We start from the raw sequence: 14458 nt of genomic DNA on the forward strand, positions 1-14458 counted from the left end.
TTATACATCTATGAGCATCCATAGTCATAGAGTATAAATAATCATCATCAATATCAATTTTTTCCTGAACAGGTAAATGCCCCTCATCTTTTTGAATTCGCAGGTTTAATAAATCATATGTATTACTCAAAATTTCTGCAGGCATTTCGTAATTACAATCCGCATTCATCAGAACAATACTATTAACTAATTTTTTCCTCAAAACCGTGTCAGCAGAATGTGTTTCTAACGCAGCAGTTTTTTCAGATAGCGATTTGATAATAGTCGCTACAGCCACTCCAGAATATGATGTATTCCCCAATATTTCTTTTATATTATTTTTACCTGCACCAACCTGAAAAACATTAAAGGATTTGCCACCTGTTTGTTCAATTACGGTGTATTCGTTCTCTCCAGTTGCCGCCATCCAGGTACGATTACCATTATTTTCAGTGCCTGGCATAGGGTGAAAATAGTTAAGAATTTCGGTATTAACACTGCGAGAACCGGACATGATATTTACTATTAAGCGTTTTATTTCCTGTAACATCCATTTTGCGAAATTACTGCCAGGTGAATATTTTTTCTCGTTATTTGTGATATTAAGCTCAGCAGCAATAATTCTATTTTTATCCAAAAAGGTGGAAGGGCAGGGATTTGACATCATTGTTCCGCTGTTTATAGGGCTTGCCATAATATACCTCACGATGAACCATTAATTAATAGAATGCTGGTCATGACCACTGGTATAGACAGCAATCAGAATTTAACACCATCGCTGGAAATTTTTAGCCCTAACTGTCAACCCCCTGGTTATCGGTGCAGCGACTTAAATTAACGTCCTGGGCTAATAAATTGTGCCTGAGATGGTCTCTGGCACAATTTCACCCTATATATCTGAACGGATCTATCAAAAATCGCTCATCAGTAACTCCCCCGAGCGGTTTAATGTCGCTCCTTACTGAAAAAACACCGCAATCTTGTTAAACATCGTCGGATCGGACTGATTACGCTGCACTTTCACCACATCTTCCAGCTTATCGATTTGACTGATCATCTGCTCCAGACGCTGGTCGTCATTGACCAGTAGCCAAATGTGGCTTTTGTCGCTGTCCTGAATTGGCAGGCAGAGAATACCTTCAACGTTAAAAGCGCGACGGGCAAAAAGACCACAAACGTGGGTCATTACGCCCGGATGGTTACGAACGGTGAGTTCCAGAATCACGTTGTCATGGGTTGTGTTTTGCATGGCTTATTCCCCCACCATTTCAGTATTCGCCGCACCTGGCGGCACCATCGGGTACACTTTTTCTTCGGCATCAATACGCACATGGATCAGCGCCGGACCAGGACGATTAATAATTTCCTGCAACGCGGCCTGCGGGTCGGCTTCGTTATTTAAATCACAGGTTTCGAGGCCAAATCCGGCGGCAATCTGCATAAAGTTGATTTTGCCCGGATAGGTGGCGGCAAAAACGCCCTGCTTGTAGAACAGACTCTGTTGCTGATGCACCAGCCCCAGCGCTTCGTTATTCATCAGAATGATTTTCACATCCAATTGGTTTTCGCTGGCGGTCGCCATCTCCTGAATATTCATCATCAGGCTGCCGTCGCCAGAGAAACACAATACTTTGCGATCCGGATTCGCCAGTGCCGCGCCAATGGCCGCAGGCAGGCCAAAGCCCATCGTCCCCAGCCCGCCGGAGGTCAGCCACTGACGTGGACGATTGAGCGGATAAGCTTGTGCAGTCCACATCTGATGCTGACCCACGTCGGTGGTGATAATCGCGTTGTCATCGACACAGGCGGCAACGGCGTTGATCAGGCCGTAATGGCTTAACGGATCGCACGCTTTCGGGATTGGACACGGGAATTCGCGCTGCAAATCCGCTACCAATTGGTGCCACTCTGCACGCGGTTGCGCTTCCACCAGCGGGATCAACTGCGCCAGCACGTCATCAACATCCGCCTGAATCGCTACGTGCGGCTGCTTGATTTTGCCCAGCTCTGCGCGGTCGATATCGACATGAATAATTTTGGCATTCGGGCAGAACTGCTCGGTTTTACCAATCGCCCGGTCATCAAAACGCGCGCCGAGAACAATCAGCAGATCCGCCTCCTGCAAAATGTAGTTGGTGCTGCGCACGCCGTGCATCCCCAGCATACCCAGCGACAAGGGATGCGCTTTTGGTAACATACCCAGTGCCATTAAGGTCATGGTGGTAGGCAGCTGCGCTTTCTCCGCCAGTTCACGCACCCGCGCGGGCGCGTTAATGACACCGCCGCCCAGATAGAGCACCGGGCGTTTGGCGGCGTTAATCATTGCAGCTGCGTCACGAATACTCTCTTCACTAAACGCAGGCGCGGCAGCTTTTTCTGTCATACCGGGCTGTTCTTCAATCTCAAAAACTGCCGTTTGCACATCCTTAGGAATGTCTATCCACACCGGGCCAGGGCGGCCTGATTGCGCAATACGGAAGGCATCGCTCATGACCTGCGGGAGTTCTTCGATATGTCTGACCAGATAGTTGTGTTTGGTGATGGGGATAGAGATGCCGTAGGTGTCCACTTCCTGGAAGGCGTCAGTGCCGATCATTGAGGCAGGGACCTGGCCGGTGATGCAAATCAGCGGGATGGAGTCCAGTCGCGCATCGGCAATGGCGGTCACCAGGTTAGTCGCACCCGGTCCGCTACAGGCCATACAGACTGCCGGTTTGCCGTCGGTACGCGCCATTCCCTGAGCGATAAACCCCGCGCCCTGTTCATGGCGAGCCAGAATATGGCGGATTTGCGTGCTTTGGCTTAAGGCGTCGTAAACAGGCAGGATAGAACCGCCCGGAATGCCCGTCACAATCTTAATGCCCTGCTGTTCCAGGAAATGAACGATAAATTCTGCGCCGGTAAAGCGCTTACGTGTCGATGATGTGCCCGAACTTGCCATGCTCCAGTCCTTTTCTTCTGGGCCGACTTTCCGGGAGGTGCTTAAACGAAAAACCCCGCCCGGTTTGCGCCGGCGGGGTTTTGGAATCGTGTGTTGTTCCAGTCCCTACGGCGCATTGCCGACGACCACCACCACACGCACGACGACCACTGCGGCGGATGGCGCAGTTGGTAGTAGTTTTGCGTTGAGCACGGAAGTAGTCATTGGGGACCTTGTTGGTTTTGTGTTTAACAATATTTATACAAGCACAGGTTTACAGGGGAGACAATGGAAAATTTTTCATCAAGGGAAAATTGAGGGGTTGATCACGTTTTGTACTGAAAAGCAGGCAATAAAAAACCCCGCCGGAGCGAGGTTTCGTCAGCCGCCCACGGCTGGTAACCGCAAAGCACACTGTATTATGTCAACACAGAAAGTATACGTGTTCCGCGCAGAACGCGCAATTTCGGCACGAATTTTGACGTATTTAGTACATAGTTGAGTATCGATCACAGTTTACGTTTTGTCTAAATATTACTGTTTATTTATACAGTAAACTTCTATAATATCACTGTACGCAATGTGTTATGCGGGGGCCGCATCGTTACCCGGCGCACTAAGTCCTGGCTGAAACGGGTGGTGCCGTCAGCGCCTTAACCCCGCGTGAGCACACTGTGTTATGTCAACAAGCACAACGTTTCTCCTTGAGATACCGCGTGCACAACAGCTGGCAACAGGCAGCGGAAAGGTACGTCAGCTGGCAGTGCTCCTGAACCACAGGAGACGCGTATGAGCCTGGTGGATATCGCCATTCTTATCCTCAAACTCATTGTTGCAGCACTGCAACTGCTTGATGCTGTTCTGAAATACCTGAAGTAATTCAGATTCAAGTCGCACCAAAGGGGAGCGGGTAACCGCTCCCCTTTTATATTTAGCGTGTGGGTTGGTGTCGGATGCGATGCTGACGCATCTTATCCGACCTACCATCCCTCCCGGCAACATTTATTGCCGCTTTTGTTTACATATTCTGCCGCTAAACAATTCCCCATTCCTGGCGTATATCTGGCTAACATTCATCAATGTGATAGATTCCTCTCCCGCATTTATGGGAATGCGTAGTGACTTATTCTAATTATTTTTATAAAAGCATCCGTGATAATGAAAAGGCATAGAAACGTCAATTTGTTATTGATGTTGGTATTACTCGTGGCCGTCGGTCAGATGGCGCAAACTATTTATATTCCAGCTATTGCCGATATAGCGCGCGATCTCAACGTTCGTGAAGGGGCGGTGCAAAGCGTAATGGGCGCTTATCTGCTGACTTACGGTGTCTCGCAGCTGTTTTATGGCCCGATATCCGACCGTGTGGGTCGCCGACCGGTGATCCTCGTCGGAATGTCCATTTTTATGCTGGCAACGCTGGTCGCGGTCACGACCTCCAGTTTGACGGTGTTGATTGCCGCCAGCGCGATGCAGGGGATGGGCACCGGCGTAGGCGGCGTGATGGCGCGTACATTGCCGCGTGATTTATATGAACGGACACAGTTGCGTCATGCTAACAGCCTGTTAAATATGGGGATTCTCGTCAGTCCGTTGCTCGCACCGTTAATCGGCGGTCTGCTGGATACGATGTGGAACTGGCGCGCCTGTTATCTCTTCCTGTTGGTACTTTGTGCCGGTGTGACCTTCAGTATGGCGCGCTGGATGCCGGAAACGCGTCCGGTAGATGCACCGCGCACGCGCCTGCTTACCAGTTATAAAACACTTTTCGGTAACAGCGGTTTTAACTGTTATTTGCTGATGCTGATCGGCGGTCTGGCCGGGATTGCCGCCTTTGAAGCCTGCTCCGGCGTGCTGATGGGTGCGGTATTAGGGCTGAGCAGTATGACGGTCAGTATTTTGTTTATTCTGCCGATTCCGGCGGCATTTTTTGGAGCATGGTTTGCCGGGCGTCCTAATAAACGATTCCCGACGTTGATGTGGCAGTCGGTTATCTGCTGCCTGCTGGCTGGCTTGCTGATGTGGATCCCCGACTGGTTTGGCGTGATGAATGTCTGGACATTGCTTGTTCCTGCCGCGCTGTTCTTTTTCGGTGCCGGGATGCTGTTTCCGCTGGCGACCAGCGGCGCAATGGAACCGTTCCCCTTCCTGGCGGGCACCGCGGGCGCGCTGGTCGGCGGTCTGCAAAACATTGGTTCCGGCGTGCTTGCGTCGCTCTCTGCGATGTTGCCGCAAACCGGTCAGGGCAGCCTGGGGTTGTTGATGACCTTAATGGGATTGTTGATCGTGCTGTGCTGGCTACCGCTGGCGACGCGGATGTCGCATCAGGGGCAGCCCGTTTAAGCTCACGTCACCGCAGCATCGTCATCAGCTCCATGGGAGAACGATGCTGCTTTATCAGATCACGCATCACCCGCATATGCGGCGCGGAGTAAGAATAAAACGCCTGATAGCCCGCACAAAGCACGTTGTCTGGCGTCTCCTCCCGAGCGTGCGGGCACAGCCGATGCCAGTCGCACGCCTGGCAGCCACGGCCCGGTTGCGGGTTTTCGCTGCCACACCATTTTTGTAGGGTGGCGTCAAAAAGCTCAATCGAGATACGACTGATATCTGCCCGTACCCAACACTCGAACAGGGCAATTAAAAATTTCCCCCACAGCTCTGCCGTCACCGAAGCGGCCGTCAGATCGCCCCGGTCATCAAATTCAAGATGGGGAATAAGCTGTACGGAGCGGATGCCCCGCTGTTTGAAATTGTAATAAAAATCGGCAGGTTGCAGAGCATCCTTATACTCTACAACCAGTTTATGCCTGTCCTCTTCAGCATCAATGACCTGACTTCCTGTCATGCGACTCTCTCAATAAATACGATAAGTTGATGTATATGCGTTACAGCAAACAGTATTGCGAGAGATAACACCGCGAGGGAGATCAAAAATTTGTCACGGACTACGTGAAATTGGGAAAAATCGCTATTCGTGACATCCATTAAATTGCGATTACGGGTGTAGTGCCAGAGGATCAGCGCCACGATGGCGAGGATGCCAATCGAAATCCAGAATAACATGCCCGCCTGGTGCCAGTTGTGTTTGATAGCCAACGCCATCAACGCACCGTAGCCCAGCATGGTACGAAACCACGCCAGTGATGTACGCTCCGGCTGCAGCCCTGGGTCGGCAATGCGTCTGGCTTTGCGGCTATCCGGCATACAACACCAGTCCCATAACGATCACCGCCACGACCATCAATATTAAGCTGATGATTAATAAGCTGTTGGTATAGGGCAGGTCCTCTTTCAGACGCATCGCTTTTTCATTGCGTAACCAGCGCAAGTAGCCATACATCGCTAACCCGCCGGAAAACAGACACAACAACAACGCCAGCAGTTCGCGAATGACGGGCGTGGCGAAATCTGGCGCAAGTTGATCAAGCCCAACCCCCGCCGCCAGAAATCCTAGTGCAGTACGGATCCACGCCAAAAAAGTACGCTCATTAGCCAGCGAGAAGCGGTAATCGGGCGCTTCTCCGAGGCGGGAAATTTTCATTGTTGCTCCTTTGCAATTTCACTAACGCTCTACCTTTAGCGGTTTTTTTAAGAATTTCGTCCGCCCGTTTCCTGATATGCTTTTGCCATCCGCTACAAGGAGGTCAGATGGGTATCATAGCGCAAAATAAAATCAGTTCATTGGGCATGCTGTTCGGTGCCATCGCTTTAATGATGGGGATTATCCACTTTTCATTCGGCCCTTTTTCCGCACCACCGCCAACGCTTGAAAGCATCGTGGCGGACAAAACGGCTGAAATTAAAAGAGGTCTTCTCGCCGGAATAAAAGGCGAAAAAATTACCACCGTGGAGAAAAAAGAGGATGTAGATGTCGATAAAATCCTCGATCAAAGCGGTATCGCACTGGCCATTGCTGCGCTACTTTGCGCATTTGTTGGCGGTATGCGTAAGGAAAATCGCTGGGGCATTCGCGGCGCGCTGGTTTTTGGCGGCGGGACGCTGGCTTTCCATACCTTGCTTTTTGGTATCGGCATCGTGTGCAGCATTTTGCTGATATTCCTTATCTTTTCCTTCCTGACCGGCGGTTCGCTGATTTAAGCAGCCTGAATATTTTGCCCGCTGGGTTATCGCCAACGGGCATTGTCGTCAAAACTTCTGTTTTTTCTCTTCCACCTTCACCCCTTGTGTTGGCAGGCCGGTGTCATAGTCGCGTACTACCGGCGAATAGCCATCCTGTGGGCGTGGACGGAACGCCCCCATCCAGCGCGGTTGCGCATCTTTACGCCACGGACGCAGACTCCATTGGTAACTGCGGAACGGATCGCGAATTTTGTCCATGTAATCCAGCAAGGCGTCATGCATTTTGCGGCGAACGTCGGCAAAACGGATATCATCGATCAGGTTATGCATTTCATTTGGGTCGTTACGGCGATCGTAAAGTTCATCACTGGTGAAGAGGTTTAGCACCAGTTTAAAGTCATCCGTCACCCAGCAACGCACCGGAATAAAACCGCCAAAGCTGTCATGCTCAATCTCGTAGCGGTTAAATTCCACCATTACGCCGCGTGGCTCTTTCACGGCAAGGATATTTTCCCCTGGCAGGATGTCTGGTTTTTCAATATCTGCCAGCGCCATCATTGTCGGCAGTAAGTCAATATGGCTGACAGGTGTATCGACCTGTCGCCGCTCCCCTTGCGGTGAACGGATGATCAGCGGAATACGGGTGATGTCGTCATACATCGCGGCTCCTTTACTGATCAGCTTATGTGCGCCCATCATTTCGCCGTGATCGGAGGTATAAATGACCCACGTACTTTCACGCTGCTCTGGCGTTAATGCGTTGATGACCCGTCCGATTTGGTCATCAACAAAGTCATTGCAGGCAAAATAGAGCGGATGGTGATAAAGCCCGTCATCACCGACTGGCGATGGCATCGCCTGCGCCCATAAGCGGTGATGTTCCGGTTTGTTCGCCAGGTCATCCTGTGATTTCTCGCCAAGTTCGTAGTAAAAATCAGCGTATTTCTCTAAATACTCCACCGGACAGGTGAACGGGTGATGCGGCTCATCATACGAAACCACCATCAGGAAGGGTTCCTCGGCGCGCGCGGGCTGTTGCAGAAAATCTACCGCCCGATTGCTGATGCGGTGCGCCCAGGTGAAGGTTTCGTCGATCTGGTTCGCCTGTAAATCCTCAACACTGTTTAGGCCATTGCGCCACAGGCTGATCTCTTTTTCCGTCAGTTCGCTAAGGTAGTTCGCCCCATCGAACCAGTAATCAGCGTCCCACTCCGGCGGACACTCGCCAGTGCCGAAATAGTCATGACCGTCGAGATGCCATTTGCCAATGTAACAGGTGTGATAGCCCGCATCCTTAAAGTAGCGTCCCATAGTGGAGATGTTTTTGCCCGGCGCGACGTTATTGGTCCACGGGCCGGACTGGTTAGCGTAGATACCGGTAAACAGCCCGGCGCGCGCTGGTGTACAAACCGGTGAACAGGTATAGGCAGAATTAAAGCGAATACTTTCCGCCGCCAGACTATCAATATTTTGCGTATTCAGCGGCTTACCGCTATAGCAACCGACCATATTGGTGGCCTGGGTATCGGTCATGATGAACAGAAAATTGGGGCGTTTCATAGGCTATCCTTCGCGTCGGGAGTAAAGGTTACGGCTGGGTCGTGACGATGCCGCCAGCTGTCAAAAATCAGGTAGACAATCACTACGGCAGCGATGAAATAACTGAGTATCGCCAACCAGCGCGTACCGTAGCCGCCGAATTCAGCCAGCCCGGCATAGACGCCAATCATCGCGAACAAGATGCCAATTGACGCGATCTTGACGTTTTTCCACGGCTTCATGTCCACCGCAAACGCATCTTTGAAAGTGAACGGCGTGGCGCGCGGTTTGATAAAACCGATCACCAGCATCACTACCACGTTGATACAGAACGTACAGGCCAGCACATAGAGGAAATGGAAGTCGAACTTCACCAGATAGTTGATGGTGATGTAGCTGATTATGCCAATCCCCATCGCCACTTTTGCCGCCAGCGCCGGAATGCGGGGGAAGAAAAAGCCCATAATGATGATGGTAACCAGCGGCACGTTGTAAATACCGTTGAGCTGTTTCATCCAGCTATACAGCCCCTGCGGCGCGTTGGCGATCCACGGCGCGACCAGCACCGAAACAATGGCGATAAAGAAACCAAATTTGCGCCCGACGGTAACCAGTTGCTGCGGCTCGGCATTTTGGTTAATGATGCGTCGGTAAATGCCCATACTGAATAACGTACTGGCGCTATTCAGAAAGCCGTTGAAAGTACTGATCACCGCACCAAATAACACCGCGCCGAAAAAACCTACCAGTGGCACTGGCAGAACGTTATTGACCAGCGTCGGATAAGCCATATCAGCTTTCGGTAAATCCTGATACAGATGAAACGCTATCAACCCTGGCAGCACCAATACCAGCGGGTCGAGCATTTTCAGCACCGCCGTTAACAGCGCCCCTTTTTGCCCTTCCGCCAAACTTTTTGACGCCAGCGTGCGTTGCACGATGCCCTGATTTGTACACCAGTAAAAGGTGTTAACCAGAATCAAACCGGTAAATGCCGCACCAATTGGCAAGGGATCGGTTGGACCGCCGACTGAGTTTAATTTCTCGGCGTGAACGGTGGTGAGTTGCTCAATGCCCTGCATAAAGCTGCCCTTGCCCATCGCGATCAGGCCAAACACCGGCACCATCAAGCCGCCGATAACCAGCCCAATACCGTTAATGGAGTCCGCCACCGCCATCGCGCGCAGTCCGCCGATCACCGCATACAAAATTCCCGCCAGGCCAAGCAAGATCACCAGCAGCCAGATAGCCGCACCGTGAGAAATTTGTAACGATTCCCCGACGTGAAACAGGCTGTTGAGCGCCAACGCGCCGGAGTAGAGAACAATCGGCAGAAAGCAGACACCGGTGGCAATGAGGAAGCAGAAGTCGATGATAATACGCGTCGTTTTATCATAACGTTCCTCCAGGAAATCGGGGATGGTGGCAATGCCACGCTTCAGATAGCGCGGTAAAAAGATTAGCGCGAGGAAGATCAGCGTCACCGCAGAAGTGACTTCCCAGCCCATCACCGACATGCCGCTTTTGTAGGCCTGCCCGGAAAGTCCAACCAGTTGTTCCGTGGAAAGGTTGGTTAACATTAACGAAGCGGCAATAACCGGCGCTTTTAGTGAACGTCCGGCAAGAAAATAGCCTTGTTGCGATCCGGTATCTGTTTTGCGGACCTTCCACCAGGTGATGACCGCCACCAGCAGCGTAAAACCGACAAAACTCAAGATTTGTAACGAATTCATCTCATAGCCCTTATTTATGTTTATGTCCCGGACGCATGAATATAGGGAGAGGTAAAATGCGTCGGGTCAGGCAGTCAGATTCTTAAAATACAAACGTCGTATCCCTGAACGGATTGTTTTCTGTTAAGTTCAGGTTGTGAGCATAATTCGCCGGAGGGATATTAAAATGAATGGAAAATTGCAAAGTTCGGATGTAAAAAACGAAACTCCGTACAATATTCCCTTATTGATTAACGAAAATGTGATCTCCAGCGGAATTTCTCTGATCTCGCTCTGGCATACCTACGCCGACGAGCATTATCGGGTGATCTGGCCGCGGGACAAGAAGAAACCGCTTATCGCCAACTCATGGGTAGCGGTGTATACCGTACAAGGATGTGGGAAAATTATTTTAAAGAATGGGGAACAAATAACACTGCATGGCAACTGTATTATATTTTTAAAGCCAATGGATATTCACTCTTATCACTGTGAAGGTTTAGTCTGGGAACAGTACTGGATGGAATTTACCCCCACCAGTATGATGGATATTCCCGTCGGTCAGCAAAGCGTTATTTATAATGGCGAAGTTTATAATCAGGAACTCACCGAAGTTGCTGAATTAATTACTTCACCAGAAGCAATAAAAAATAATCTGGCAGTCGCTTTTCTGACGAAAATTATTTATCAGTGGATTTGTCTTATGTACTCAGACGGTAAAAAAGATCCACAACGGCGGCAAATTGAAAAACTAATTGCCACTTTACATGCCAGTCTGCAACAACGCTGGAGCGTAGCTGAAATGGCTGCCACGATCCCCTGTAGCGAAGCCTGGTTGCGTCGTCTGTTTTTACGCTATACCGGCAAGACGCCGAAAGAATATTACCTCGATGCACGTCTGGATCTGGCGCTATCGCTATTAAAGCAACAAGGTAACTCGGTTGGCGAAGTCGCTGATACGCTCAACTTCTTCGACTCCTTTCATTTCAGCAAAGCCTTTAAACATAAATTTGGTTATGCGCCGTCAGCGGTGCTGAAGAATACGGACCAGCACCCAACGGATGCCAGTCCACACAATTAACGTAACTCTGGCCAGTACGCTTTGTTGGCCTCCAGCAACTCATCCAGAATAGCTTTGGCGACCGAGGCGCTCGGTACCGTTTTCGACAGGGTAATCGCCTGCCACAGGTGCTGATATGAACGCTGTTCCCAGGCGTCCACGACCAGTTTTTCCACCGCCACTTGCTGACTCATTAACCCTTTCTGAAACTGCGGGATATCGCCGACCACCAGTGGTTCTGGTCCGTTGTGCCCGACCAGACACGGGATCTCGACCATCGCTTCATCATCAAAGTTATGAATTGCCCCATTGTTAGGCACAATCAGCAACATCCGCTCCTGAGTGTTAAAGGCGATTGCCGCTGCCAGATCGACGATGTATGACGCATGTTCGTCAATTTCCAGCTTGCCCGCCGCCGAATTTCCTGCCGCCGTAATGGCGCGGCAAGCATCGAAAACCTGTTTCTCGCGATGTTCCATCACCTCATTCGCGCGGGTATGTTCAGGGTTGGAATGCTGAACGACATAATCCGGGAAGAGATAATATTTCAGATAGGTGTTCGGCAATGTATCCGGATCCAGTGCCTGGACATCCCGCGCTTTTGCATAGGTGTCGTTCCAGCTCGCTTCAGTATGTGTATCTTGCTGCGGTGGAACATAACCGTGCTTAGAGACATATTGCCGCAGCTGGGGCATCAGGTCGTTGCCCTGCAAATCTTCAATTGATGTCCACCAGCCAAAGTGGTTCAGGCCGTAGTAGCGCACGCGCATCTGTTTGCGATCTTGCAGCCCAACAATTTGCGCCATCCGACTTTCAATACCGATTGGCATGTCACAGATGTTGAGGATTTTCGCGTTCGGGCGCAGACGACGTGTGGCTTCTGCCACAATTGCTGCCGGGTTGGAGTAGTTGAGCATCCAGGCATTTGGTGAATATTTTTCCATATAATCCACCAGTTCCAGGACGCCACCGATAGACCGCATGCCGTACGCTATTCCGCCGGGTCCGCAAGTTTCCTGACCGACAACGCCGTGGCGCAGCGGTATTTTTTCATCCAGTTCGCGCATCGGATATTTGCCGACACGAATGTGCGCCATGACAAAATCAACGTCGCTGAACGCCACTTCAGGATCGGTGGTGTAGCTAAACTCAATCTCCGGCGCTTTCTCTTTAAGAATAACTTTACAGGCTTCGGCAATCACTTCCTGCCGTGCGCCATCGTTATCATAAAATTTCAGTGCGCGAAGCGGGAAACGATCCTGATTCGCCAATAACATCAACACGATGCCTGGCGTAAAGGTGCTTCCACCGCCTGCGACAACCACTGAGAATTTGGTCATTATACTGCCTCCGTAATGGCAACTTTTTCTGCTAATTGATGAGAATTAATTAAGCTATCGAGCTGTTCACGCAGCTGGGAAACATGCAAACCAATGATCACCTGAATGGCATCACCACTACGGAAGACGCCATGCGCTCCCAGCTTTTTAAAGACTTCGTCATCCAGTGTTTGTGACATGTCATGCAGTGCAATACGTAGACGCGTCGCGCAATTGTTGATGCTGGAGATATTGCCCACCCCGCCCAGGGCTTGCAGGATGCCGGCAGCCTGCTCCAGCTCTTTTTTGGGCTCTGCAGCGGTAGTTTGGCCTCGCGAGGCTTTGTATTCGGCTTTCGAGTAGAGCTTCACCTCCGCATCTTCACGCCCCGGTGTGCACATGTTGAATTGCAGAATCAGGGTGCGGAAGACAACGAAGTACAAGAGGGTAAAGCACAACCCAATGGCGATTTGGGTCAGCATCATATCCGCGTGGTTGCTGAACATCGGGATCCAGTTTTGCGGTAAAACCTGGTCTATCAGACCACCGCCCATGTTGCCCACCACACCAAAGAGATACATCACAGTCGACATTGAAGCTGCCAGCACAGCATGTACCGCAAACAGCAACGGTGAAATGAACAGGAAGGTAAATTCCAGCGGTTCGGTAATTCCCACCAGCATGGCGGTTAAGGTTGCGGGGATCAGCAAGCCCGCCACTTTTACCCGATTTTCCGGTGCAGCGGTGAAGTACATCGCTAAAGAAATGCCCACGGCACCAAAGATTTTTGAGTTGCCGTGCAGGGCAAAACCGCCTTCCGGGAACAACGATTTCAGCGGCTCGGCGCTCAGACTGAACTCTTGCAGATGCTGCGCCCAGTACATCTGAATGCCGCCCTCAACAGCTGCCGGACCAAAGATAAACGGTCCGTAGATGAAGTGGTGTAAACCGGTTGGGATCAGAATGCGTTCGAGGAAGGTGTAAACCCAGACCCCAAGCGCACCCGCCGAACGCAGGAACGCTTGCAGAGATTCAATCCCCATTTGTACTTTTGGCCAGCCGAGCAATGTCAGCCACGCGCATGGGATCATCACCAGGAAGGCGATAATCACCACATAAGATGTCCCCTGAAAAATGCCGAGAAAAACCGGCAGTTTTTTATCGAACAGACGGTTATGCAGCGCCGTCACAATGCCAGAAATGATAATCGCGCCGATAATGCTGGTATCGAGGGTTTTAATTCCGGCCATCATGGTCAGCCCGCTACCTGCCACTGCGTCCTGAGAGAAATCGACGCCGAAGTAGCTTCCCCAGGTCATTCCCATCGCGTTGATGAAATAGTTCCAGGTCAGGAAACTCACCATCACCGCCAGACAAGCACGCCCCTGCGCTTGCTTAGCAAGGCCAATGGGTAAACCGACAGCAAAAATCAGCGGCATATTACGGAATACCGTCCAACCGCCCTCTTCAATGATGTGTACGATTTGCGCGAATAAACTGTTCGGATCGGTCAGTGATTCCCCGACAAACATCGGGTTTTGCAGCAAAATGGCAAGACCCACCACAATCCCGGCGAAGGGAAACAGCAGCACTGGCGTGAACATCGCGCCGCCAAAGCGTTGAATTTGACTGAGCATTTCCACATCCTCTTTTCTCAATTCTGTAAGTAGGAAGCCTGATTGGTTATGCGGCAGGCCTGGAGCGAGGATAGGAAGATGCTATCGGCAGAACATGACGACCCAGTGGGATTCGTGATCGCTTTCATGCTTTTCGTTGAGCGGTAGAGATCTACGTTTTCGCGAAAAAGTAGACATCTGTGAACACGGGTACACAGCATCGAACACAT

The 14458-nt window shown here is 50.9% G+C and carries 15 protein-coding genes; 4 read left to right on the plus strand and 11 right to left on the minus strand.

From position 1 onward, the window contains the following. Positions 1–937: 937 nt before the first annotated feature. From ilvN to ivbL, 3 genes are all read right to left on the minus strand, one after another. Positions 938–1228 carry an acetolactate synthase small subunit gene (gene ilvN / locus QUE74_RS23045; RefSeq protein WP_001181706.1) on the minus strand — a complete coding sequence of 97 codons (291 nt, stop codon included), beginning with the start codon at positions 1226–1228 and terminating at the stop codon, positions 938–940. 3 nt (positions 1229–1231) lie between these two features. Continuing rightward, the gene (gene ilvB / locus QUE74_RS23050) at positions 1232–2920 is read right to left on the minus strand and encodes an acetolactate synthase large subunit (protein WP_000168426.1); all 1689 of its coding nucleotides are present in this window, start codon (positions 2918–2920) and stop codon (positions 1232–1234) included. A 105-nt stretch (positions 2921–3025) separates the two neighbouring features. Beyond that, positions 3026–3124, minus strand: coding sequence for an ilvB operon leader peptide IvbL (ivbL, locus tag QUE74_RS23055; RefSeq protein WP_001364335.1), 99 nt, complete (start codon positions 3122–3124; stop codon positions 3026–3028). A gap of 564 nt (positions 3125–3688) precedes the next feature. On the opposite strand from ivbL, the gene tisB reads away from it, so the two are divergent. Continuing rightward, on the plus strand, positions 3689–3778 hold the full coding sequence (gene tisB / locus QUE74_RS23060; RefSeq protein WP_000060506.1) for a type I toxin-antitoxin system toxin TisB: 90 nt from the start codon (positions 3689–3691) through the stop codon (positions 3776–3778). 123 nt (positions 3779–3901) lie between these two features. Here tisB and ysdE read toward each other — a convergent pair whose 3' ends face one another. Beyond that, positions 3902–3976, minus strand: coding sequence for a protein YsdE (ysdE, locus tag QUE74_RS23065; RefSeq protein ID WP_211180519.1), 75 nt, complete (start codon positions 3974–3976; stop codon positions 3902–3904). Positions 3977–4057: 81 nt separating this feature from the next. Between ysdE and emrD the strand changes: the two genes are divergently transcribed. Then, positions 4058–5242 carry a multidrug efflux MFS transporter EmrD gene (gene emrD, locus QUE74_RS23070; RefSeq protein ID WP_286331872.1) on the plus strand — a complete coding sequence of 395 codons (1185 nt, stop codon included), beginning with the start codon at positions 4058–4060 and terminating at the stop codon, positions 5240–5242. Between the two features lie 7 nt (positions 5243–5249). Here emrD and QUE74_RS23075 read toward each other — a convergent pair whose 3' ends face one another. The 3 genes from QUE74_RS23075 to QUE74_RS23085 are packed head-to-tail and all read right to left on the minus strand — an operon-like array spanning position 5250 to position 6443. Continuing rightward, complete coding sequence (locus tag QUE74_RS23075; RefSeq protein ID WP_000148071.1) at positions 5250–5747, minus strand: radical SAM protein; 498 nt, start codon at positions 5745–5747, stop codon at positions 5250–5252. Further along, the gene (locus tag QUE74_RS23080; protein WP_001113432.1) at positions 5744–6106 is read right to left on the minus strand and encodes a DUF202 domain-containing protein; all 363 of its coding nucleotides are present in this window, start codon (positions 6104–6106) and stop codon (positions 5744–5746) included. The genes QUE74_RS23075 and QUE74_RS23080 overlap by 4 nt, the downstream gene beginning before the upstream one ends. Next, positions 6096–6443 (minus strand): YidH family protein, encoded by a 348-nt coding sequence (locus tag QUE74_RS23085; protein ID WP_000703959.1) that lies wholly within the window; start codon positions 6441–6443, stop codon positions 6096–6098. The genes QUE74_RS23080 and QUE74_RS23085 overlap by 11 nt, the downstream gene beginning before the upstream one ends. A 107-nt stretch (positions 6444–6550) precedes the next feature. On the opposite strand from QUE74_RS23085, the gene yidI reads away from it, so the two are divergent. Beyond that, on the plus strand, positions 6551–7000 hold the full coding sequence (yidI, locus tag QUE74_RS23090) for an inner membrane protein YidI (protein WP_000511296.1): 450 nt from the start codon (positions 6551–6553) through the stop codon (positions 6998–7000). Between the two features lie 48 nt (positions 7001–7048). Here the strand turns inward: yidI and QUE74_RS23095 are convergent, their stop codons facing one another. Next, on the minus strand, positions 7049–8542 hold the full coding sequence (locus tag QUE74_RS23095) for a sulfatase-like hydrolase/transferase (protein ID WP_000828522.1): 1494 nt from the start codon (positions 8540–8542) through the stop codon (positions 7049–7051). Continuing rightward, on the minus strand, positions 8539–10254 hold the full coding sequence (locus tag QUE74_RS23100) for a solute:sodium symporter family transporter (RefSeq protein ID WP_001087155.1): 1716 nt from the start codon (positions 10252–10254) through the stop codon (positions 8539–8541). The genes QUE74_RS23095 and QUE74_RS23100 overlap by 4 nt, the downstream gene beginning before the upstream one ends. Before the next feature lie 166 nt (positions 10255–10420). Here QUE74_RS23100 and QUE74_RS23105 point away from each other — a divergent pair, with 166 nt between their 5' ends. Then, positions 10421–11314 carry a helix-turn-helix transcriptional regulator gene (locus QUE74_RS23105; RefSeq protein WP_001355059.1) on the plus strand — a complete coding sequence of 298 codons (894 nt, stop codon included), beginning with the start codon at positions 10421–10423 and terminating at the stop codon, positions 11312–11314. On the opposite strand, the gene QUE74_RS23110 is transcribed toward QUE74_RS23105, so the two are convergent. Continuing rightward, the gene (locus QUE74_RS23110) at positions 11311–12633 is read right to left on the minus strand and encodes a 6-phospho-alpha-glucosidase (RefSeq protein WP_000160120.1); all 1323 of its coding nucleotides are present in this window, start codon (positions 12631–12633) and stop codon (positions 11311–11313) included. The two genes, QUE74_RS23105 and QUE74_RS23110, sit on opposite strands and share 4 nt — an antisense overlap. After that, positions 12633–14249: a PTS sugar transporter subunit IIB gene (locus tag QUE74_RS23115; RefSeq protein WP_000951108.1), complete on the minus strand. Its 1617-nt coding sequence runs from the start codon at positions 14247–14249 to the stop codon at positions 12633–12635. The genes QUE74_RS23110 and QUE74_RS23115 overlap by 1 nt, the downstream gene beginning before the upstream one ends. Positions 14250–14458 lie beyond the last annotated feature (209 nt).

Source organism: Escherichia sp. 10290 (assembly GCF_030295155.1).
Lineage (GTDB): Bacteria > Pseudomonadota > Gammaproteobacteria > Enterobacterales > Enterobacteriaceae > Escherichia > Escherichia coli_F.

Coding starts and splice junctions, on each gene's coding strand:
- ilvN (WP_001181706.1), bottom strand. CDS start 1,228: ATGCAAAACACAACCCATGACAACGTGATTCTGGAACTCACCGTTCGT.
- ilvB (WP_000168426.1), bottom strand. CDS start 2,920: ATGGCAAGTTCGGGCACATCATCGACACGTAAGCGCTTTACCGGCGCA.
- ivbL (WP_001364335.1), bottom strand. CDS start 3,124: ATGACTACTTCCGTGCTCAACGCAAAACTACTACCAACTGCGCCATCC.
- tisB (WP_000060506.1), top strand. CDS start 3,689: ATGAGCCTGGTGGATATCGCCATTCTTATCCTCAAACTCATTGTTGCA.
- emrD (WP_286331872.1), top strand. CDS start 4,058: ATGAAAAGGCATAGAAACGTCAATTTGTTATTGATGTTGGTATTACTC.
- QUE74_RS23075 (WP_000148071.1), bottom strand. CDS start 5,747: ATGACAGGAAGTCAGGTCATTGATGCTGAAGAGGACAGGCATAAACTG.
- QUE74_RS23080 (WP_001113432.1), bottom strand. CDS start 6,106: ATGCCGGATAGCCGCAAAGCCAGACGCATTGCCGACCCAGGGCTGCAG.
- QUE74_RS23085 (WP_000703959.1), bottom strand. CDS start 6,443: ATGAAAATTTCCCGCCTCGGAGAAGCGCCCGATTACCGCTTCTCGCTG.
- yidI (WP_000511296.1), top strand. CDS start 6,551: ATGGGTATCATAGCGCAAAATAAAATCAGTTCATTGGGCATGCTGTTC.
- QUE74_RS23095 (WP_000828522.1), bottom strand. CDS start 8,542: ATGAAACGCCCCAATTTTCTGTTCATCATGACCGATACCCAGGCCACC.
- QUE74_RS23100 (WP_001087155.1), bottom strand. CDS start 10,254: ATGAATTCGTTACAAATCTTGAGTTTTGTCGGTTTTACGCTGCTGGTG.
- QUE74_RS23105 (WP_001355059.1), top strand. CDS start 10,421: ATGAATGGAAAATTGCAAAGTTCGGATGTAAAAAACGAAACTCCGTAC.
- QUE74_RS23110 (WP_000160120.1), bottom strand. CDS start 12,633: ATGACCAAATTCTCAGTGGTTGTCGCAGGCGGTGGAAGCACCTTTACG.
- QUE74_RS23115 (WP_000951108.1), bottom strand. CDS start 14,249: ATGCTCAGTCAAATTCAACGCTTTGGCGGCGCGATGTTCACGCCAGTG.